Genomic DNA, 18,506 nt, shown 5'->3' with positions numbered 1-18,506 from the left:
TGTTCCTCAGCCGGATCAGCGCCGGACGCCAGGGGTGGGCGCTCCGTGCTCCCCGAGCCGAGACTCACGCCATGAGACATCTTTCCCTCTGGCGCCATGGGCGTCCTCGTAGGCGTATCGGCTCCGCCGGACTCGCCTGCGTCACGGCCCTCGCGGCCGCCCCCCTCCTCGTGCTCGGCCCCGGTGCCGTTCCGGCATCGGCCGCGCCCCTGCCCGGCGGGCTCGGGCCCTGTGTTCCCGGAGACTGCCCCGACCCGTTCCCGGGTATCAACAACGGCCCCATCGCGGGCCGGGACAACGCGATCAACATGTTCGTGGGTGACGACTTCCTCGTCCGCGGTTCTGCGGCGGAGGCCGAGGGGCGCGTCGTCGTCCTGGACGACTTCGACATGAACAAGGACGCCCAGGCGGGTCAGGCCTACAACGTCGGAGAGGCGGGCGTCGGATCGCGTGTCGCGCCGCCCGTCGGAGCGGACTGGCTGACCACCGGTGGCGATATCACCGTGGCGACCGGCCAGCGGGTGCTGGCCGAGGCCGGAGTCGTACGGTACGCCGGCTCGCTGACCGGCACGGTCGAGGCCACCCTCACCCAGGACGACGCGGCCGTCGCCCCCTACACCGCCCTCAGGGACGAGCTCACCACCGCGAGCCGCTGCTACGCGCGCGTCGACGGCTCCCCGAGGACGCCCACGGGGACAGCCGTCAACCAGGGCACCCAGACACTGTTCACCGGTGACGGGACCTCCGCGCTCCAAGTCTTCAACGTCGACTTCGACCTGACGGGGCCCTCGGGCGCCCAGCAGGGCATCGTCTTCGCCGGCATTCCCGACGACGCGACGATTCTCGTCAACATCGTGGGCGCGAACCGTACGCTCAACACCTACAGCGGCGGGATCGACGACGCCACCGATCCGCTCAACGCCTACCGCGAGCGTCTTTTGTGGAACATCCCCGACGCCACCACGGTCAACCTCACCGGAACCGGCCAGTTCCAGGGCAGCTTCCTCGTCGGGGAGCAGAGCTCGGTCACCACGGTCACCCTGCCGGGCATCAACGGACGCTTCTTCACCACCGGATCGCTCACCCACACCAGCGCCGCCACGGGTGGCGGCGGCCAGGAGTTCCACGCCTACCCCTTCAACGGCGACCTGCCCGACTGCACGACCCCGCAGCCCGTCACCGGTGCGGTGGAGGTGCTGAAGACGGACTCCGAGACCGACGCGGCACTGCCGGGCGCGACGTTCCAGCTCTGGGAGGAGACCAACGGGACTCCCGGCCTGCAGACCGGCGGCGCCGACCCTGACACGACGGTCGGGGCATCCTGCACCACCGACGCGGAAGGTACGTGTGCCCGGACGGTGGAGACAGGGACGTACTACTGGCAGGAAACGCAGGCCCCGGACGGATACGACCTGCCCGACCCCGCCGTCTTCGGACCCCTCGTACTGACCGAGGAGAACGCGAACACCGGCGTCTCGGTCACCGCCGCCAACACCCGCACACCGATTCCGCCGGGCACCGGCACCGTCAAGCTGCTCAAGACCGATGCCGACAGCGGTCGGCCGCTGCCGGGCGCGACGTTCGAGCTGTGGGAGGAGACCAACGGGCGCGAAGACCTCCAGACAGGCGGCAGCGACCCCGATACCCGTGTCGGGACCACCTGCACCACGAACGGCGCGGGCCTTTGCTCCTTCGGCGACCTGGACCACGGCACGTACTACCTGCGCGAGACCGGCGTACCGGATGGCTACGTCCTGCCCGGCGACCCGGTCGCGGGACCGTACGTGGTCAGCGCCGACCAGGAGGTCGTGATCGCGCGGCTCGCCAACAACCGCGACGACAAGCCCTGTAAGGACACGGGCTACGGCTACGGAGACGACGCGTACGGTTCGGGGCCCGGACGTAAGGGGCACGCCGGGGTCGCCTGACCGCCGTAGGTCCTGCCGTCCCGGCTTCGAGTCCGGCGACCCGGACACGTGCACGTACCCGCGACCGGTGCCACCCCCCAGGTGGCACCGGTCGCTGCGAAGCGTCCGCGCCACCAACGGACTTCGCGGCGAACTCGACCTCGCCCATCACCCGAAACCGGATCCGGGCACCCTCACCCGCGACGCTCGCGCCAAGTCCCCTCGGCATCGGGCCCGTTGCCCTCTGCGGCGCCGCCGGCCTCGGCCTCCTCACCCACTGCACACTGCGCGCACGGGAACGCGGGGCGGACTGGAGCCTCCGGCCCCTGGGGTGCGCTGCCGCCGTCCGCCGGAGAGCTGGGTGGCGGACCTCCCCCGCGGCCCATGAACCGGCCGTCGTCCACCGGGCCGTGGGCACCGTGGACACCGTGGGATCAGACCGCGTACGAGGACCGGAACCTGCTCCGGTACTCCGTCGGTGTCGTGTTCAGCCGCCGCCGGAACGCCCGTACCAGAGTGTCCGTCGTGCCGAACCCGCAGGCGGACGCGATGCGTTCGAGGGTGGCGTCGGAGGACTCCAGGTCGTTACGGGCCTTCTCGACCCGTACGGACTCGATGTAGGCGTGCGGGGTCATGCCCAGCTCGGCCTTGAAGATCCGAGTGAGGTGGCGGTCGCTGACATGAGCGTGGGCGGCCAGGTCCACCACGGTCAGCGGGAGGTCGATGTTGCGCATGATGTGGTGGCGGAGGTCCTCGATGCGGCGCGTCGTGGAGACCTGCTCCAGCGGCACGCTGAACTGGCTCTGCCCGCTCTGCCGCTTCAGATACATCACCAGCTGCCGGGCCACCCGCAGCGCGACCGCCTCGCCGAGGTCGTCCGCGATCAGGGCGAGGGAGAGATCGAGGCAGGCGCTGATCCCGGCCCCGGTCCACACATCGCCCTCGCGGATGAAGATCGGGTCCGCGTCGACCTCGATCTCCGGGTGATCGGCGGCGAGTTGATGCGCGGTCGACCAGTGGGTGGTGGCACGCTTGCCGTCGAGGAGACCGGCGGCGGCGAGGAGGTGCGCCCCGACGCAGACGGACGTGACCCGCCGGGTCCGCCCGGCGAGCACCTTCACCCAGCCGACCAGCTCGGGGTCGACGATGGCGTGTACGCGGCGCTCACCGTCCACCTCCACCGAGCCGGGCACGATGAGGGTGTCGATGTTCCGCTCCGCCGCCTGCCGGAAGGTGAGATCGGGCAGGATGCGGACCCCGGCTCCGGTGGTGACGGGGTCCAACGACTCGGCTGCCAGGACGACTTCGTACCCCGCCGCGTCATCGGTCTCGCGCCGGGCGAGCGAGAACACCTCCGGCGGCCCGGTGACGTCGAGCAGATCGACATCCTCGAAGAGCACGATGACGACCAGCCGCCTGGCACCGATCACGGTCCACCTCCGCCTCGCTGCCACCTGCACAGACACCCCGGACCCGGATGTCGGTATCTGCATGCTAGCTGTCATTGCAGACATGCACGGAGGTCCATAGCGTTGAAGACAGCTCGCCGCCCGGGACGGGGCGAGCGCCTCCCCGACGCACGCATGACCTCAAGGCGGTACACCCATGTCCAGAACCACGCTGCGCGAACTCAACGGCTTCGACGACACCCCGGCCACGCTCGCCGACGCGACGCTGATCCTCGTCGACTACCAGAACACCTACACCGAGGGCGTAATGGAGCTCGACGGCTGGAAGCCCGCCGTGGACAACACCGCGTCCCTGCTGAAGCGCGCCCGCGCGGCGGGCACACCGGTCATCCACATCGTCGACCAGGGCTACGACCTCGCGTCGGAGGCGGGCCGGATCATTCCCGCCGTGAAGCCCGTCAAGGGCGAGCCGGTCGTGGAGAAGAGCGTCCCGAACGCCTTCCACGGCACGAACCTCGCCGAGGAGGTGAAGAAGGCCGGACGTAAGAACGTCATCATCGCCGGGTTCATGACCAACATGTGCACCCTGTTCACCACGCAGGGCGCATTCATCAACGGCAACAACCCGACAGTGGTGGCCGACGCCTCGGCGACCCGCCCGCTGCCGCTGAAGGGCAACCCGAACGGCGTCCCGGCCGAGCAGCTGCACCAGTCGGCGCTCGCCACGATCCAGGACCTGTACGGAGTGGTGGTCCCGGCGCAGAAGTCGCTGAAGTAGCTCTTCAGGGCGGGTGACCGCAGGGCGCGCACGCTCGGGCGCGCCCTGCGCCACGCCCGTACAGCAAACCCCTGTGCCCCACCCCCAGATGCCCCACATTCCCCCTATTCCCCCCATCGGAAGTGAACCCTATGAACACGTTCCCCCTGTCCCGCCAGAGATCGCACGACTATCCCCAAGGGAGATCACGAAGATGGCTACCCGCAGAGGCTTCATGACCGGCGCTTCCGGAATCGGCACCGCGGCCCTCCTGGGCTACGCGGCCGCCCCGCAGACAGCAGCGGCCGCCGCCGACGGCCCGGCGGGCGCGGTACAGGTCTCGCCGCAGCAGGCGAAGGACTCCCTCCTCGCCGTCAACGCCGGAATGCGCACCAACTACGCGGCGCTCAAGGCAGAGCTGATCAAGCACCTCTCCCCCGTGGTCGTCGTGCAGAACGACGCCAAGGGCGGCCGGTTCACGCTCGTGACGGAGAGCGGCCAGGAGAGCGCCGGACCCGTGCCGGAGACGTTCGAGCTGGCGAAGTCCATCGCCCACGTACCGCTCGGCGTCTTCTCGGTGATCGCCTCGTACCTGGCGGACCACATCCCCAACCTCCCGAACGCCGACCGGATCGACCCGCACGATCTGCTGATGGTGGCGTTCAACGACGACTCGTCGACCGCCTGGATCCCCCCGCTCGAGGCCTACGCCGCCACCCTCGCCACTGCTCGCCGGAACCTCCCCGACGCCGGGCTCCCGGCCGCGCTGACGACCTCGTGCGGCAACATCCTGGACGCCGCGCTCCGGTTCATCGACACCTCGGTGACGACGCGGTCGTTCGACATGAAGTCCTTCGAGGACTTCTCCGGTGGCGTCTACCCCGACATCCGCACCAATGTGGCGCACGCGGCGCAGGCCCAGATCAAGGGCGTGCAGGACCAGATGAGGGCGTGGCGCACGAAGGTCGGAGAGGCGGGCTGGGCCAACCTCTACTGCGTGGTGATCTCGCAGTGGACGACGAGCGTGCTGAACCAGAACACGATCATCATCAAGGACTGCATGAACCCGGCGAAGGTCGCCACCCACCTGATCGACCTGCCCGGCCTGGAGAGCCCGGCCGACCCGGTGTTCACCGCCCTGGACAACCTCGCCCGGATCGTGCAGGACAACGTGGCGGCGGAGATGGTGTCCCCCAAGGACACGAAAGTCGCGGACGCCCTGAAGGGCAGAAAGGACCTGCTCGCCGACGAGATCCTCGACCAGCTCGGCACCCGTCGGGCGGTTACGAAGTCCGCGCCGACGTACGACATGTCGGCGGGCGGGGTGTGCCCGGTCGGGAAGTAGCGTGTGGCGCATGAGCGTTGCCTCCTCCCGCCGGAGCGGCCGTGCGGTCCGGGAGGAGGAGGCGTCTCCGAATCGAGGACGCCACGGTGGTGGACGCCGACCGCGCCACGTCTGATCTGCGCATCCTTCACACCCGGGCCTTGCGTCGCATGTGTGCCGGGTGGCAGTGTTCGCACAACTGAACATGTGTGCGGCTTCCAAAGACCAGGTGGGGATGGACGAGCAGGCGTTCGACGCCTTTTACGCCGGGAGCGTGGGTCGGCTCATCGGCCAGCTGTACGCCATGATCGGTGACCGTGCCGAGGCCCAGGACGTCGTCCAGGAAGCCTTCGTGCGGGCTTGGGAGCGCCGGACCGCGCTGGACAAGGACGGGGCGCCCGAGGCGTGGGTGCGGACCGTGGCCTACCGGCTGGCGGTCAGCCGGTGGCGGCGGGTGCGCACCTCCCTCACCTTCGCGAGGCGGCAGGGGCCGCCCCCCGACGTTCCGCCACCGGACGACCACCATGTGCTGCTGGTAGCGGCGTTGAAGCAGATCCCCGCGGCGCAGCGACGGGTCATCGTGCTCCACCACCTGTGCGATCTCGAAGTGAAGCAGGTCGCCGAGGAGACCGGCTCCCCCGTCGGTACGGTCAAGGCGCAGCTGAGCCGGGGGCGGGCTGCGCTGGCGAGGATTCTGGCCGATACTGAGCTGGATCCGCGCGCGGGCCGGGTTTCGGAGGTGGAGCGTGGCTGAAGAGACCAGCTTGGACGAGCGGCTCGCCGACCTTGCCACCGGGGGCCGGCAGGCTGCCGTGCCGCTGGCCGCCGAGCAGATCCGGGCGCGCGGGGACCGGCGTCGGCGGCGCAAGCGGGCGGCTCGGGCCTCGGGCGGTGTGCTGCTGGTCGCTGCTGTGGTCGTGGGGGGTCTGTCGCTGGTCCGCCCGGGGCAGGATCGGGCGCCGACCGCCGCAGATCCGAACCCGTCCGCGAGCGCTTCCCTCTTCGTTCCCCCGACGCCGGCGCAGGGGGAGGAGTACGCCAGCGAACTCGGCTACGTCTACGACGCGGTGGCGCTCGACGGCGGCAGGGTCCGGGTCACCGTCCAGCAGCTCCGTGACGAGAAGGGGACGGGCGTCCCCACCGGTGTGGTGCACAGTCTGACTCTGCCGGCGGTGACCCCGGTCGAGGTGGAGCACCTGTCCGGGGGAAAGCCGGGAGACCTGCGGCTGGAGGATGTCGTGGACCGGCTGCGGGCCGGACCGCAGTGGGTGTTCGCCCTCGATTACGACGGTGAGGGCCGGGTTCAGTCGCTGCGGGAAGCGCACTGGCTGTCCGTGGAGTGACGGCCGGGCGCTCGCGCCGGAACACCGTCGTGGACGCCTCGTGGGCAGCAAGCCACGGCGGACCTCCCAGGAGCAACCACAGCTGACGCCGTAGGTACGGGTACTCATGCGCGGGTTGTGAGCGCTGCCTATCTTCGCGGGATGCCCACAGATCCAGCACAGCCGTCATCCGCTTCCAGCAGGAGTGGCTGGTGCTGCTGCCTGGTGTTCGCTGGACTGCCCCTCCTCTGGTTCATCGCCGCCCCCTTCCTGCCGGAGCAAGTGTTCTGGTTCCCGTTCTGGTTGGGGGCTGTGATCTGGAACGGCGAGGACGGCCAAGGCGGCATCAGCCACCTGCTCGGCTAGCAGCAGGTGGGGGCCAGAGCGGTCCGGCGTAACTCTGAACGTCGAATCACCGGATCAGCGCCTGTCTCAGACCGGTTGAAGATTTCTTCCGGCCGGATGCAACCCGGTGGGCGGTGTGGGGCGTAGAGACCGTGTACCCCGCCCGCACCGGTTGCCAGGAGAACGTTGACCATGCACACCTCACGCCGCCAGGCCGCGTTGCGCCTGCTCACCGTCGTCGCCTTCGGCGCCCTTGTCCTGACCGGCTGCGGCGGGGCGACCGCGGGTCCCGCGGAGCCCTCCCCCGTGGAAGCGACGGCCACCGGATCAACCGCAAGCCCTTTCGCCGGTACCAAGCAGTTCGTGACGATCGACAAGGCCTGGACCGAGGACGGACTGACCAAGCTGTCGATGCGGCCCGCCGAGAAGAAGGTGAACACCCAGTTCGACACCTGGCAGATCGTCCCCGGCACGGGTGAATTCGTCACGGTGACCATGGCGAAGGACGCCCGGGTGCTGCTGACCGTGCCGATCCGCGGCGACGACGCCCCGGAGGCCGGGCGCGGTGAACCGGTGCCGACCACGCAGGCCGAGTTCGTCACCCTGCTGACGCGATTGGACTCCCGGATCCGCGAAGACTCCGGGTTCGACCTGAGCTTCGACGGAGAGGGACAGGTCACCAAGTTGCAGTCACTGTACAAGCCGTGAGCCGGGTGAACCGGGTACGCCGGGATCTGCCGAGGGCCGCAGCGGAGGTGGGGCATGGCCGATGAGAGCGGTCTGGAGGGCCGGCTCGCCGACCTTGCCTCGTCGGGGCAGCGGTACGCCGCGCCGCAGGTCGCGGAGCAGGTCCGGGCGCGCGGGGACCGGCGTCGGCGGCGCAAGCGGGCGGCCCGGGCCTCGGGCGGCGTGGTGATGGCGGCAGCACTGGCCATGGGGGTCCTGTCGGTGACCCGGCTCGGACCGGAGGCGGTACCGTCCGCCGCGAAACCGACGGCAGCAGCGAGCGTCTCCCTGTTCGTGCCCCCGACGCCCGCACCGGGGGAGGAATACGCGAGCGAACTCGGTTTCGTTTACCACGCGGTGTCACTCAAGCAGAATATGGTTCAGGTCACCGTGGCACAGGTTCGCACCGGGAATGGTGTCGCCGTTCCCACCGGAGTGGTCCACAAAGTAACCCTGAAACCGGAAACTCCGGTCGAAGTCGAGCATGTGGCAGGTGGCGAAGCGAGGGACATGCGGGTAAGTGAACTGGTGGACCGGCTGCGCACGGGTCCACAGTGGGTGTTCGCCCTCGATTACGACGGTGAGGGCCGGGTTCAGTCGCTGCGGGAAGCGCACTGGCTGACCACCGACTGACCGCTGACCGGCCGCTGACCGGCCACCGAGCGGCCACCGAGCGGCCACCGAGCGGCCACCGAGCGAGCCTCTGACCTCGCAGGACACACCCCCGCCCCCCGCGTGGAAATATCGACACCTTCTCTCCAGTCTTCAGCATGTTCACTCAGGAGCAGCTTTCGAGATCCCACCGGCTTTCCTTGCCGGTCGGGATCTCTCTCGTTTTCTGGAGGGGACAGGGGGGCGGCACGGCCGTAGAAATCGAAGGGAAAATACTTCGGATCGGATGCAACCCCGGGGCCGATGTGAGGCGTAGAGAGTGTGTAACCCAAACACGCTGATCAATAGGAGCAGTTGACAATGAACGCTTCCCGCCGCCACTTCGCCAAGGGCTGGCTCACGGCTATCGCTCTCAGCACGCTCGTTCTGACCGGCTGCGGCCAGAAGTCCGCAGACCACACAGCCCCTTCCGCGGCCGCCAAGCCGGTTTCCTTCCCCACGGCCGACGACACGGCGGACGCAACGGACGCGGCCCGGTCCGAGGACGGCGACAAGGCCGCTCCTCCCGCCACGAGCGGCAAGCAGCGGACCACGCCGCCCTCGCAGGCCGACAGGACGAGCTTCCGGACGGACGCCGACAGGAAGTCCGCCGGGGCTGCCGCCCCGTCCTCCGCGCCGACAGCCCCGGCAGGCTCCAAGGACACCTCGGGGACGACCGCCAAGGCCCCCTTCGCCGGCACCGAACAGTTCGTGACCATCAGCAGGGCCTGGACCAGCGACGGGCGCACCTACCTGTCCGTGCGGACCGCCCAGAAGAAGATCAACACCCGGTTCGACACCTGGGAGATCACCCCGGGCACGGGTTCCTTCACGACGGTGCCCATGGCCAAGAACGGCCGGCTGCTGCTGGCGGTCCCGGTTCGCGGCGAGGTGGCCGGCACCAGCCGCGCCGAGCTGCTCGGGCACTCCCCCGCCGAGCTGGTCACCCTGATCAACCGGCTCGACCCCGCACTCTCCGACGGCATCGGGTACGACCTGGAGTTCGACGGTGCGGGCCAGGTGACCGGCCTGACGTCGCTGTACCGCCCCTGACCTGCCTCGGACCTCCGCGAAGGGGGTCGGCGTCCCGGAGGCGCACGCCATCGAACCGCACGGAGCCCGCACCGTCCACGCCCCGCCTCCGGGGCAGGTCGGGCGACGCTCCGGCGGGCCCGCGCCTCATGTTCGGGCCGCGTATCGTGCTGGGCCGACGGAGCGTCAGCGCCAAGGGGGATGAGATGAACATGGGAAATGGGGGAGGGGCAGCAGGCCCGAAGGCCCACCGCCCCTCATGCGTCAGAGGTCAGGTAGTTACTCGACGACCGTGATCCGGTCCGTAGCCGGCGGCGCCAGCGGGGACGAGGCCGTGGCGTGGGCAGCCAGGTAGGCGTTGAACAGGTCCAGGTCGGACGCGCCGACCAGCTTGTTCGTGCCCTGGCCCAGGACCGGGAAGCCGTCGCCGCCGCCCGCGAGGAACTCGTTCATCGCGACACGGTAGGTGCGCGCCGGGTCGATCGCCTCGCCGTTCAGCTCGATGGTGTCGGCGACCACGCGGTCCGCGCCGCTCTTCGTCAGGTCCAGGGTGTAGGTGAAGCCCTTGGAGACCTGGAGGATCTTCGGGCTGGCCTCGTTGGCACCACTGACCTGCTGCTGGAGGGCGGTGATCAGCTGGGCGCCGGTCAGGTCGACGACGTTCATCATGTTGGTGAACGGCTGGACGGTGAACGTCTCGCCGTACGTGACGACCCCGTCGCCCTCACTGCCGGACGCCTCGTACACGAGGTCCGAGCGGATACCGCCCGGGTTCATGAACGCGACTTCCGCGCCGCCCTTGTCCGCCGGGGCGAGGCCTTCGAGCTGGGCGTCGGCGATGACGTTGCCGAGCGGCTTCTCGGGGGCCGTGGAGCCGCGGCCGTTGATGTCGGCGGTGATCCAGCCCTGCGCCCTGTTGGCGACCGGGGCGGCGAGCTTGTTCCAACGGTCGATCAGGCGCGTCATGTCGGCGGCCTTGGGCTGGTCCCGGGTCACCACGTGGTTCGCGGACTTCACCGACGTACGGACGATGTCCTTGGTACGGCGGTCGTAGGTGAGCGTGGTGTCCGTGTAGAGCTTGCCGAAGGACGAGGCCGAGGTGACCATGCGCGGCTTGCCCGACGGGTCGGGGATCGTGCAGACGTACGCCTGGTGGGTGTGGCCCGTGACCAGGGCGTCCACCTTCGGCGTGATGCCCTTGGCGATGTCGACGATCGGACCGGAGATGCCGTCGCCCGCGCCGGGGCTGTCGCAGTCGTAGTTGTACGAGGTCGAGGCCGGGGCTCCGCCCTCGTGGATCAGGGCCACGATGGACTTGACGCCCTTGCGGTCCAGCTCCTTGGCGTACTTGTTGATCGTCTTGACCTCGTCGTGGAACTTGAGGCCCTTGACACCGTTCGCGGTGACGATGTCCGGCGTACCCTCCAGGGTGACGCCGATGAAGCCGATCTTGACGCCCTTCTTCTTCCATATCGTGTACGGCTTCAGCAGCGGCCTGCCGGTCTTCTCCTTGGTGACGTTGGCCGCCAAGTAGGGGAAGTCCGCTCCCTTGAACTTCTCGCCCTTCTTGTAGCAGCCCTCGACCGGGTGGCAGCCGCCGTTCTGGAGGCGGGCCAGCTCGGTGGCGCCCTCGTCGAACTCGTGGTTGCCGACCGCCGAGACGTCCAGCTTCAGCTTGTTGAGCGCCTCGATCGTCGGCTCGTCGTGGAAGAGGCCCGACAGCAGCGGGCTCGCGCCGACCATGTCGCCGGCGGCCGCCGTGACGGAGTACGGGTTGCCCTTGCGCGCGGTGCGCAGCGAGGTCGCCAGGTACTCGACGCCACCGGCCGGGATCGTCTCGACCGTGCCGTCCGCGTGCGTCTTCTTGACCGTACCGGCGGAGCCGGACGGGGGCTCCAGATTGCCGTGCAGGTCGTTGAACGACAGCAACTGCACGTCGACGGTACGGGACTTGTGGCCGTGCCCGTGGCCGTGTCCATGCCCGTGCCCGTGGCCGTTGCCCCGGTCATGAGCGCCGGCCGGCATCGCGGCGATGAGCGCGCCCACGGTGGCCAGACCGGCCGCGGCGGCGATCACCCGCCGGGACGCACGGTTCTTCTGCGGAGTCGCTGACATCGGTCCCCTTGTGGTGTCAGTGGTCGTGGTCTCACAGGTGCGCCGTCGGTGCCGTCGGTGCCACCGGTGTCGTAGCCGACGCAGCTGCGGTTGCTGTCGTAGCTGTCACCGGTTGTCACTTGCGGCGGCACACATCGGGAATCCTGCGTCCCGCAGCCTAGAGTCAACGCGCGTAGCGCAACAGGTGTCCGGGGTTACGACCTGGTTGCCATCCGGCCAAACGGGTGCCACGAACCGGCCGCCCGACCACTCCGGCCACCCCACCACCCCGGCCGCGCCACCACTCCGGCCGCCCGGCCGCCCGGGGCCCTCCCGTCCCGGCTCCGGGACGTACACCCCCGGCGTAGCGCCCGCACCCGCACCCGCTCCCCGTACGCTCGTCCTCATGACGACTGACGTACCCCTCCCCGCCCCCGGACGTGAGATTCAGGCCCTCGACGCACTCGACCCCGGCCAGGCCGAGGCCGTCCTCGCCCTGCTCACCGAGGCGGCCAGGTCCGACGGCCGTCAGGCGGTCTCCGAGCAGGGGCGGCTCCGCATCCGGGGCGGACACCGCGACGGCGTACGGCACTTCCTGCTCACCGTGGACGGCGCGCTCGCCGGATACGCCCAGTTGGAGGACGTCGACCCGGTCGAGGCCCCGGCCGCCGAGCTGGTCGTCCACCCCGCGCGGCGCGGCAGCGGGCACGGCCGGGCCCTGGGCGCCGCCCTCCTGGCCGCGACCGGCAAGCGGCTGCGGGTCTGGGCGCACGGCGGCAGCTCGGCGGCCCGCCACCTGGCACAGGTCCTCGGCCTCTCCCTCTTCCGCGAACTGCGCCAGCTCCGGCGGAGCCTGGCCCCCCTCGACCTCGCGGAGCCCGTACTGCCCGAAGGCGTCACCGTACGGCCCTTCGAGCCGGGCCGTGACGACGAAGCCTGGCTCGCGGTGAACCGCGCCGCTTTCGCTCACCACCCCGAGCAGGGCTCGCTGACCCAGCAGGACCTGGACGACCGCAAGGCGGAGCCCTGGTTCGACCCGAAGGGCTTCTTCCTGGCCGAGCGGGACGGGGAGATCGTCGGCTTCCACTGGACGAAGGTGCACGCCGAGGAGCAGCTCGGCGAGGTGTACGTGGTCGGCGTGGCGCCCGACGCCCAGGGCGGCGGCCTCGGCAAGGCGCTGACCGCGATCGGTCTGCACCATCTGGCCTCCGAGGCGCTGCCCACCGCGATGCTCTACGTGGACGCGGACAACACGGCGGCCGTGACGGTGTACGAGCGGATGGGCTTCACCACGCACGAGGTGGATCTGATGTACCGCACGGAGTCCTGACTTACCGCCAGACCTGTCCGGGGCGGCGTCACTTGACGCCGCCCCTCTTTTGCACCACCCTTTCACTACTCAATTAGTGAAAAGGTGGTGCGGTCCATGGCAGCCGAGTCCGCAGCGGTCGAGTTCCGTATCGACCGGCGCAGCGGCGTCGCCACCTATCTCCAGATCGTCCAGCAGACGAAGCAGGCCCTGCGCCTGGGCGTCCTCGAACCGGGCGACCGGCTACCGACCGCCCGCGAAGTCGTGGAGGCCACCGCCATCAACCCGAACACCGTCCTCAAGGCGTACCGGGAGCTGGAGCGCGAAGGACTCGTCGAGGCCCGCCGCGGGCTCGGCACCTTCGTCCGCAGGACGCTGGGCGGCGCGGCCGGGGCAACCGCCGCCGACGCGCCGCTGCGCACCGAACTCACCGACTGGGCCCGCCGGGCGCGGGCGGCCGGGCTGGAGCGGGACGACGTCGCCGCACTCGTCACCGCCGTACTGGACGGCACCTACAACACACCCAGCACACACAGTTCGCACGAGGGGGAACAGGAACGATGACCGGCGTCGCGATCGAGGCACACGGCCTCGGCATGACCTACGGGCGCGGGGGCGGGGGCCACCGCGCCCTGCACGACTGCTCGTTCCGGCTGCCCGCCGGACGCGTCTGCGCCCTCGTCGGGCCCAACGGAGCCGGGAAGTCGACCCTGCTGAACCTGGCGGCCGGGGCAGCCCGGCCGAGCGCCGGCTCCCTGACCGTCCTCGGCTCCACCGGTCCCGCCGGTCCCGCCGCCGTACGCGAGCGCATCGCTCACGTCCCCCAGGACAAGCCGCTGTACCCGCAACTCACGGTCGCCGACACGCTGTGGGCGGGCGGCGAGCTGAACCCGGGGCGCTGGGACCGTGCCACCGCCGACCGGATCGCCGGGCCGCTGCCGCGGCAGGCCCGCGTCCGTACGCTCTCCGGCGGACAGCGCACCCGGCTCGCCCTGGCCCTCGCGCTCGGCAAGCGACCCGAACTGATGCTGCTGGACGAGCCGATGGCCGACCTCGACCCTCTGGCCCGGCACGAGCTGATGGGCGTCCTGATGGCGGAGACCGCCGAGCACGGCACCACCATCGTGATGTCCTCGCACATCCTCACCGAGCTGGAGGGCGCCTGCGACTTCCTGCTGTTCGTGGACGGCGGGCGCGTCCGGCTCGGCGGTGAGGCCGAGGACATCGTCTCCGCCCACGCCCTGATCACCGGGCAGGCAGGGCGCGACCTGGCCCCGCACACCGCCGTCGAAACCCGCACGACGGGCCGTCAGCTCACCGCTCTGATACGGAAGGAGGGCCCCGTGGACGACTCCCTGTGGTCCGTCACGGAACCCTCCCTGGAGGATCTGCTCCTCGCCCATCTCCGCTCCCCGGACGCCCCGCCCCTGCTCACCCCGAGCGCGAGCGCCGTCCCCGGCGGGCCCCGTGAGGCGGTGGCGTCGGCATGAGCGTCTCCACCATGAGCTCTCCCCCCACGAGCGCCCCCGCCACGAGCGCCCCCACCACAGGCCGCGCCTCTCTGCGCGGGTCCGCCCGCGTGGTGCTGCGCCTGCACCGCAAGGCCCTCTGGGCGGCGGGCGCCCTGCTGGTGCTCGGCATCGGCATCGTCGTGGCCCTCCGTGTCTGGATGGCGTCCGCGAAGGAGCTGTGCGCCGACGGCGACATCACCCCGTGCGGCGGCCCCGTCCACCAGCCCAGCTACGCCCGTACGTCCACCGAGACCTTCCTCGCCGATGGCGGCACGGTGCTGCTCCTCCTGGCCGCGCTCGTCGGCGTCTTCGTGGCGGGCCCGCTCATCGCCCGTGAACTGGAGAGCGGCACCTTCCGGCTGGCCTGGGCCCAGTCGGTCTCCCCCGCCCGCTGGCTCGCCGCCCGGCTGGCGGTGCCCGCCGCCCTGGCAGTCAGCGGCCTGGCGGTGCTGGTCGTCGTCTACCGCTGGGGCCTGTGGGCGCTCAGGGGGTACCCGTACTCACACCGGATCACCTGGTACGGCTCCGGCGTCTTCCCCGGCACCGGGCCCGCCCTCCTCGGCTACGTGCTGCTCGCCGTGGCGGTCGGCGCCCTGTGCGCGGTCCTCGTCCGTCGCACCCTGCTGTCCATGTCCCTCACCGCCCTCGTCCTCTGGACGGTCGCGTTCGGGCTGGAGAAGCGGCGGTCCGAGCTGTGGCCGACCGTGTTCCGGACGGACCAGGACGCTCTCCAGTCCTTCTCCGCCGGGGACTGGTCCATCGATGCGGGCATGGTCACCGCGTCAGGCAGGAGGCTGTACTGGCAGGACTGCTACGACGCCGACCTGGCGCAGGGCTACGACGGCGACCTGGCGCAGCACATCGAAGCCTGCCTGCGCGACCGGGGCGCCGTCAGCGACTTCATCGAGTACCACCCCGCCTCGCACTACTGGCCCCTCCAGCTCGTCGAGACCGGCATCCTGCTGGCCCTCGCCGCGCTCGCCGTGCTCCTCGCCTTCCGGGCCCTGCGCCGCCTGCACGGCTGAGCGGAGACGTCCGGCAGAAGCCGTCGTCCGGGCCCTACGAGGGGTGGGCCCGGACGACGAACACGTACGGTCACCGCAGGCCGGATCTCGGGCTCGATCTCAGGCCCGATTCAGGCCCGTCCGCGTCCGATCCGCAGGCACACCGCTTCCTGGACGTCATGTCGCCGTTACCGGCCATTCAGACACCCTTGCGACCCTCGCGGAATGCAGCCAGCTGTGCCCGCCCCCCGCCGCAACGGGAGAGCCCGGGGCGGCGCCTCTCCAGGCACCCCGGACCGCGCCCTCGGGTTTCCCGGGCCTTCCGCGATCTTTCCCGGCTCCGACGCGACCGAGGGGCCCTCCACGCGGAACAATGGGCCCATGAGCCAGCAGCCCAGCTCCGAGGTCCCGGTCCAGCCCGCCCAGCCGTCCGTCGGCTCGCTCGCCGCGCACCGGCCGCACGCCGTGGCCGGCCCCGCGTCCAACGGGGTCGGCTTCTCCACCGCCGCCGACCTGGACCCCGACCTCGACGCCGACGCGGACGCCTACGAGCCCGACCGGGACGGCGACGAGCTGCCCCAGGGCCGCTTCCTGGACCGGGAGCGCAGCTGGCTCGCGTTCAACGAACGTGTGCTGGAGCTGGCCGAGGACCCGGCCACACCCGTCCTCGAACGGGCTAACTTCCTCGCCATCTTCGCCTCGAACCTCGACGAGTTCTTCATGGTCCGGGTGGCCGGTCTCAAACGCCGCATCGCCACCGGCGTCGCCACCCGCTCCGCCTCCGGACTCCAGCCCCGCGAGGTCCTCGACCTGATCTGGACCCGCTCGCGCGAACTCATGGCCCGGCACGCGGCCTGTTTCCAGCAGGACATCGCCCCGGCCCTGTCCGACGAGGGCATCCAGCTGATCCGCTGGCCGGACCTGACCGAGAAGGAACAGGCCCGGCTGTTCACCTTCTTCCGGCAGCGCGTCTTCCCGGTCCTGACCCCGCTGGCCGTCGACCCCGCACACCCCTTCCCGTACATCTCCGGACTCTCCCTCAACCTCGCCGTCGTCGTCCGCAACCCGGTCAGCGGCCACCGGCACTTCGCACGCGTCAAGGTCCCGCCGCTGCTGACCCGCTTCCTGGAGGCGTCCCCGCAGCGGTACGTGCCCATCGAGGACGTCATCGCGGCACACCTGGAGGAGCTGTTCCCGGGGATGGAGGTGCTGGCGCACCACATGTTCCGGGTCACCAGGAACGAGGACCTGGAGGTCGAGGAGGACGACGCGGAGAACCTGCTCCAGGCGCTGGAGAAGGAGCTCATGCGCCGCCGCTTCGGCCCGCCGGTCCGGCTGGAGGTCGAGGAGTCCATCGACCCGTACGTCCTCGATCTGCTGGTCCGCGAGCTGAAGGTGTCCGACGCGGAGGTCTACCCGCTGCCCGGGCCGCTCGACCTCACCGGACTCTTCGCCATCGCCTCGCTGGACCGGCCGGAGCTGAAGTTCCCCAAGTTCATCGCGGGCACCCACCGGGACCTGGCCGAGGTGGAGTCCGCCTCCGCGCCCGACATCTTCGCCGCCCTGCGCGAACGGGACGTCCTGCTCCACCACCCGTACGACTCGTTCTCCACCTCCGTCCAGGCGTTCCTGGAGCAGGCGGCGGGCGACCCGGACGTGCTGGCCATCAAGCAGACGCTGTACCGCACCTCCGGCGACTCCCCGATAGTGGACGCCCTGATCGACGCGGCCGAGTCCGGCAAGCAGGTCCTCGTCCTCGTCGAGATCAAGGCCCGCTTCGACGAGCAGGCCAACATCAAGTGGGCCCGCAAGCTGGAGGAGTCCGGCTGCCACGTCGTGTACGGACTCGTCGGGCTGAAGACCCACTGCAAGCTCTCGCTCGTCGTCCGCCAGGAGGGCGACACGCTGCGCCGCTACTCCCACGTCGGCACCGGCAACTACCACCCCAAGACCGCCAGGCTGTACGAGGACCTCGGCCTGCTCACGGCGGACCCGCAGGTCGGGGCGGACCTCTCCGACCTGTTCAACCGGCTCTCCGGCTACTCCCGCCGCGAGACCTACCGCCGTCTCCTGGTCGCCCCGAAGTCCCTGCGCGACGGGCTGATCGCCCGGATCAACAAGGAGATCGCCCACCACCGCTCGGGCCGCCCCGCCTACGTACGGTTCAAGGTCAATTCGATGGTCGACGAAGCGATCATCGACGCCTGCTACCGCGCCGCCCAGGCGGGCGTGCCCGTCGACATCTGGGTGCGCGGGATCTGCGCGATCCGCCCCGGCGTCGCCGGTCTCTCCGAGAACATCCGGGTCCGTTCCATACTCGGCCGCTTCCTCGAACACTCCCGGATCTTCGCCTTCGGCAACGGCGGCGAGCCCGAGGTGTGGTTCGGCAGCGCCGACATGATGCACCGCAACCTCGACCGCCGGATCGAAGCCCTGGTCCGGGTCACCGACCCCGCCCACCGCGCCGCGCTCAGCCGACTCCTGGAGACCGGTATGGCCGACACCACCTCCTCCTGGCACCTGGGTCCCGACGGCAACTGGACCCGGCACGCCACGGACGCGGACGGCCAGCCGCTGCGGCACGTCCAGGAGATGCTCATCGATGCCCGGAGGCGCCGGCGTGCGACGCCCTGACCAGCAGACGACCACCTCCGCCGTTTCCGGGAGCCCGGAGGCGGCGAGGGCCCCCCGCCCGGCCGAGGACCTCACCACCGAGGCCGTTCTCGCGCCCTACCTGCGGGCGCAGGCCGCGGACTTCCTGCGGAGTCTGCGGCAGCACCACGAGCACAGCGCCCCCTCGGACGCCGGCGGACGCGACGCCGAGGAGGCCGCCCGCGCACTGCGCCGCTCGGCCCGCCGGATCAGCGGCTCGCTGCACACCTTCCGGGGTGCGCTCGACCCGCTCTGGGCCGATCAGCTCCGTACGGAACTGGCCTGGCTCTCCGGACTCCTCGCCCGCGAACACGCCTACGCCGCGCGCCTGACCCGGCTCGTCGAGGCCCTGCACCAGCTCTCCGGGGTCACTCTCCCGGCCGCCCGGGCCGGCAGACCCGCCGCGCCCGACGCCGCCGACGCCGCCGACGCCCAGGGCCGCGCCGCGCTCGGGGTCGGGGCG

General features: G+C 70.6%; 17 protein-coding genes. 15 read left to right on the top strand and 2 right to left on the bottom strand.

Translation table 11 applies throughout. The annotated features are described in order from the left end of the window. Positions 1-71 precede the first annotated feature (71 nt). Positions 72-1,928 (top strand): choice-of-anchor A family protein, encoded by a 1,857-nt coding sequence (locus CIB93_RS24545; RefSeq protein WP_179500232.1) that lies wholly within the window; start codon positions 72-74, stop codon positions 1,926-1,928. A 413-nt stretch (positions 1,929-2,341) separates the two neighbouring features. Here the strand turns inward: CIB93_RS24545 and CIB93_RS24540 are convergent, their stop codons facing one another. Next, positions 2,342-3,307 carry a GlxA family transcriptional regulator gene (locus CIB93_RS24540; protein WP_373558801.1) on the bottom strand — a complete coding sequence of 322 codons (966 nt, stop codon included), beginning with the start codon at positions 3,305-3,307 and terminating at the stop codon, positions 2,342-2,344. Positions 3,308-3,512: 205 nt separating this feature from the next. On the opposite strand from CIB93_RS24540, the gene CIB93_RS24535 reads away from it, so the two are divergent. From CIB93_RS24535 to CIB93_RS24505, 8 genes are all read left to right on the top strand, one after another. Then, positions 3,513-4,094, top strand: coding sequence for a cysteine hydrolase family protein (locus tag CIB93_RS24535; protein WP_096629879.1), 582 nt, complete (start codon positions 3,513-3,515; stop codon positions 4,092-4,094). Positions 4,095-4,287: 193 nt separating this feature from the next. Beyond that, positions 4,288-5,418 carry a hypothetical protein gene (locus CIB93_RS24530; protein ID WP_257002336.1) on the top strand — a complete coding sequence of 377 codons (1,131 nt, stop codon included), beginning with the start codon at positions 4,288-4,290 and terminating at the stop codon, positions 5,416-5,418. 214 nt (positions 5,419-5,632) lie between these two features. After that, the gene (locus tag CIB93_RS24525) at positions 5,633-6,151 is read left to right on the top strand and encodes a SigE family RNA polymerase sigma factor (protein ID WP_179500230.1); all 519 of its coding nucleotides are present in this window, start codon (positions 5,633-5,635) and stop codon (positions 6,149-6,151) included. Further along, positions 6,144-6,740 carry a hypothetical protein gene (locus tag CIB93_RS24520; RefSeq protein ID WP_096629876.1) on the top strand — a complete coding sequence of 199 codons (597 nt, stop codon included), beginning with the start codon at positions 6,144-6,146 and terminating at the stop codon, positions 6,738-6,740. The genes CIB93_RS24525 and CIB93_RS24520 overlap by 8 nt, the downstream gene beginning before the upstream one ends. A 204-nt stretch (positions 6,741-6,944) precedes the next feature. Continuing rightward, a complete protein-coding gene (locus CIB93_RS38065) occupies positions 6,945-7,085 on the top strand; it encodes a hypothetical protein (protein WP_179500229.1) in 141 nt (46 codons plus the stop codon). A 171-nt stretch (positions 7,086-7,256) separates the two neighbouring features. Next, complete coding sequence (locus CIB93_RS24515) at positions 7,257-7,772, top strand: hypothetical protein (protein WP_096629874.1); 516 nt, start codon at positions 7,257-7,259, stop codon at positions 7,770-7,772. Between the two features lie 54 nt (positions 7,773-7,826). After that, positions 7,827-8,423, top strand: coding sequence for a hypothetical protein (locus tag CIB93_RS24510; protein ID WP_096629872.1), 597 nt, complete (start codon positions 7,827-7,829; stop codon positions 8,421-8,423). A gap of 339 nt (positions 8,424-8,762) precedes the next feature. After that, positions 8,763-9,494, top strand: a complete 732-nt coding sequence (locus CIB93_RS24505) for a hypothetical protein (RefSeq protein WP_096629871.1) — start codon at positions 8,763-8,765, stop codon at positions 9,492-9,494. 258 nt (positions 9,495-9,752) lie between these two features. Here CIB93_RS24505 and CIB93_RS24500 read toward each other — a convergent pair whose 3' ends face one another. Continuing rightward, the gene (locus tag CIB93_RS24500) at positions 9,753-11,588 is read right to left on the bottom strand and encodes a bifunctional UDP-sugar hydrolase/5'-nucleotidase (protein WP_096629869.1); all 1,836 of its coding nucleotides are present in this window, start codon (positions 11,586-11,588) and stop codon (positions 9,753-9,755) included. 385 nt (positions 11,589-11,973) lie between these two features. On the opposite strand from CIB93_RS24500, the gene mshD reads away from it, so the two are divergent. The 6 genes from mshD to CIB93_RS24470 all read left to right on the top strand — a co-directional run. After that, positions 11,974-12,897, top strand: coding sequence for a mycothiol synthase (gene mshD / locus CIB93_RS24495; RefSeq protein WP_096629868.1), 924 nt, complete (start codon positions 11,974-11,976; stop codon positions 12,895-12,897). A gap of 96 nt (positions 12,898-12,993) precedes the next feature. Then, positions 12,994-13,440 carry a GntR family transcriptional regulator gene (locus CIB93_RS24490; RefSeq protein ID WP_096629866.1) on the top strand — a complete coding sequence of 149 codons (447 nt, stop codon included), beginning with the start codon at positions 12,994-12,996 and terminating at the stop codon, positions 13,438-13,440. Beyond that, entirely contained in the window at positions 13,437-14,366 is a 930-nt protein-coding gene (locus CIB93_RS24485) for an ABC transporter ATP-binding protein (protein ID WP_096629864.1), read from the top strand. The genes CIB93_RS24490 and CIB93_RS24485 overlap by 4 nt, the downstream gene beginning before the upstream one ends. 11 nt (positions 14,367-14,377) lie before the next feature. Further along, the gene (locus CIB93_RS24480; RefSeq protein ID WP_179500228.1) at positions 14,378-15,412 is read left to right on the top strand and encodes an ABC transporter permease; all 1,035 of its coding nucleotides are present in this window, start codon (positions 14,378-14,380) and stop codon (positions 15,410-15,412) included. A gap of 360 nt (positions 15,413-15,772) precedes the next feature. Continuing rightward, positions 15,773-18,025 carry an RNA degradosome polyphosphate kinase gene (locus CIB93_RS24475; RefSeq protein ID WP_096629861.1) on the top strand — a complete coding sequence of 751 codons (2,253 nt, stop codon included), beginning with the start codon at positions 15,773-15,775 and terminating at the stop codon, positions 18,023-18,025. Continuing rightward, a partial coding sequence (locus CIB93_RS24470) for a CHAD domain-containing protein (protein ID WP_143660079.1) occupies positions 17,994-18,506 on the top strand: 513 nt, incomplete at its 3' end. The genes CIB93_RS24475 and CIB93_RS24470, both read left to right, overlap by 32 nt.

The sequence above is a fragment of the Streptomyces sp. WZ.A104 genome, from assembly GCF_002382885.1.
Lineage (GTDB): Bacteria > Actinomycetota > Actinomycetes > Streptomycetales > Streptomycetaceae > Streptomyces.
The sequence above is the reverse complement of the archived record's forward strand: the minus strand, read 5'-3'. Positions and strand labels throughout refer to the sequence as shown.

What these genes read in the sequence shown, in the direction of transcription:
- CIB93_RS24545 (WP_179500232.1), top strand. Translation starts at nt 72, where the DNA reads ATGAGACATCTTTCCCTCTGGCGCCATGGGCGTCCTCGTAGGCGTATC.
- CIB93_RS24535 (WP_096629879.1), top strand. Translation starts at nt 3,513, where the DNA reads ATGTCCAGAACCACGCTGCGCGAACTCAACGGCTTCGACGACACCCCG.
- CIB93_RS24530 (WP_257002336.1), top strand. Translation starts at nt 4,288, where the DNA reads ATGGCTACCCGCAGAGGCTTCATGACCGGCGCTTCCGGAATCGGCACC.
- CIB93_RS24525 (WP_179500230.1), top strand. Translation starts at nt 5,633, where the DNA reads ATGGACGAGCAGGCGTTCGACGCCTTTTACGCCGGGAGCGTGGGTCGG.
- CIB93_RS24515 (WP_096629874.1), top strand. Translation starts at nt 7,257, where the DNA reads ATGCACACCTCACGCCGCCAGGCCGCGTTGCGCCTGCTCACCGTCGTC.
- CIB93_RS24510 (WP_096629872.1), top strand. Translation starts at nt 7,827, where the DNA reads ATGGCCGATGAGAGCGGTCTGGAGGGCCGGCTCGCCGACCTTGCCTCG.
- CIB93_RS24505 (WP_096629871.1), top strand. Translation starts at nt 8,763, where the DNA reads ATGAACGCTTCCCGCCGCCACTTCGCCAAGGGCTGGCTCACGGCTATC.
- CIB93_RS24500 (WP_096629869.1), bottom strand. Translation starts at nt 11,588, where the DNA reads ATGTCAGCGACTCCGCAGAAGAACCGTGCGTCCCGGCGGGTGATCGCC.
- mshD (WP_096629868.1), top strand. Translation starts at nt 11,974, where the DNA reads ATGACGACTGACGTACCCCTCCCCGCCCCCGGACGTGAGATTCAGGCC.
- CIB93_RS24490 (WP_096629866.1), top strand. Translation starts at nt 12,994, where the DNA reads ATGGCAGCCGAGTCCGCAGCGGTCGAGTTCCGTATCGACCGGCGCAGC.
- CIB93_RS24485 (WP_096629864.1), top strand. Translation starts at nt 13,437, where the DNA reads ATGACCGGCGTCGCGATCGAGGCACACGGCCTCGGCATGACCTACGGG.
- CIB93_RS24480 (WP_179500228.1), top strand. Translation starts at nt 14,378, where the DNA reads ATGAGCTCTCCCCCCACGAGCGCCCCCGCCACGAGCGCCCCCACCACA.
- CIB93_RS24475 (WP_096629861.1), top strand. Translation starts at nt 15,773, where the DNA reads ATGAGCCAGCAGCCCAGCTCCGAGGTCCCGGTCCAGCCCGCCCAGCCG.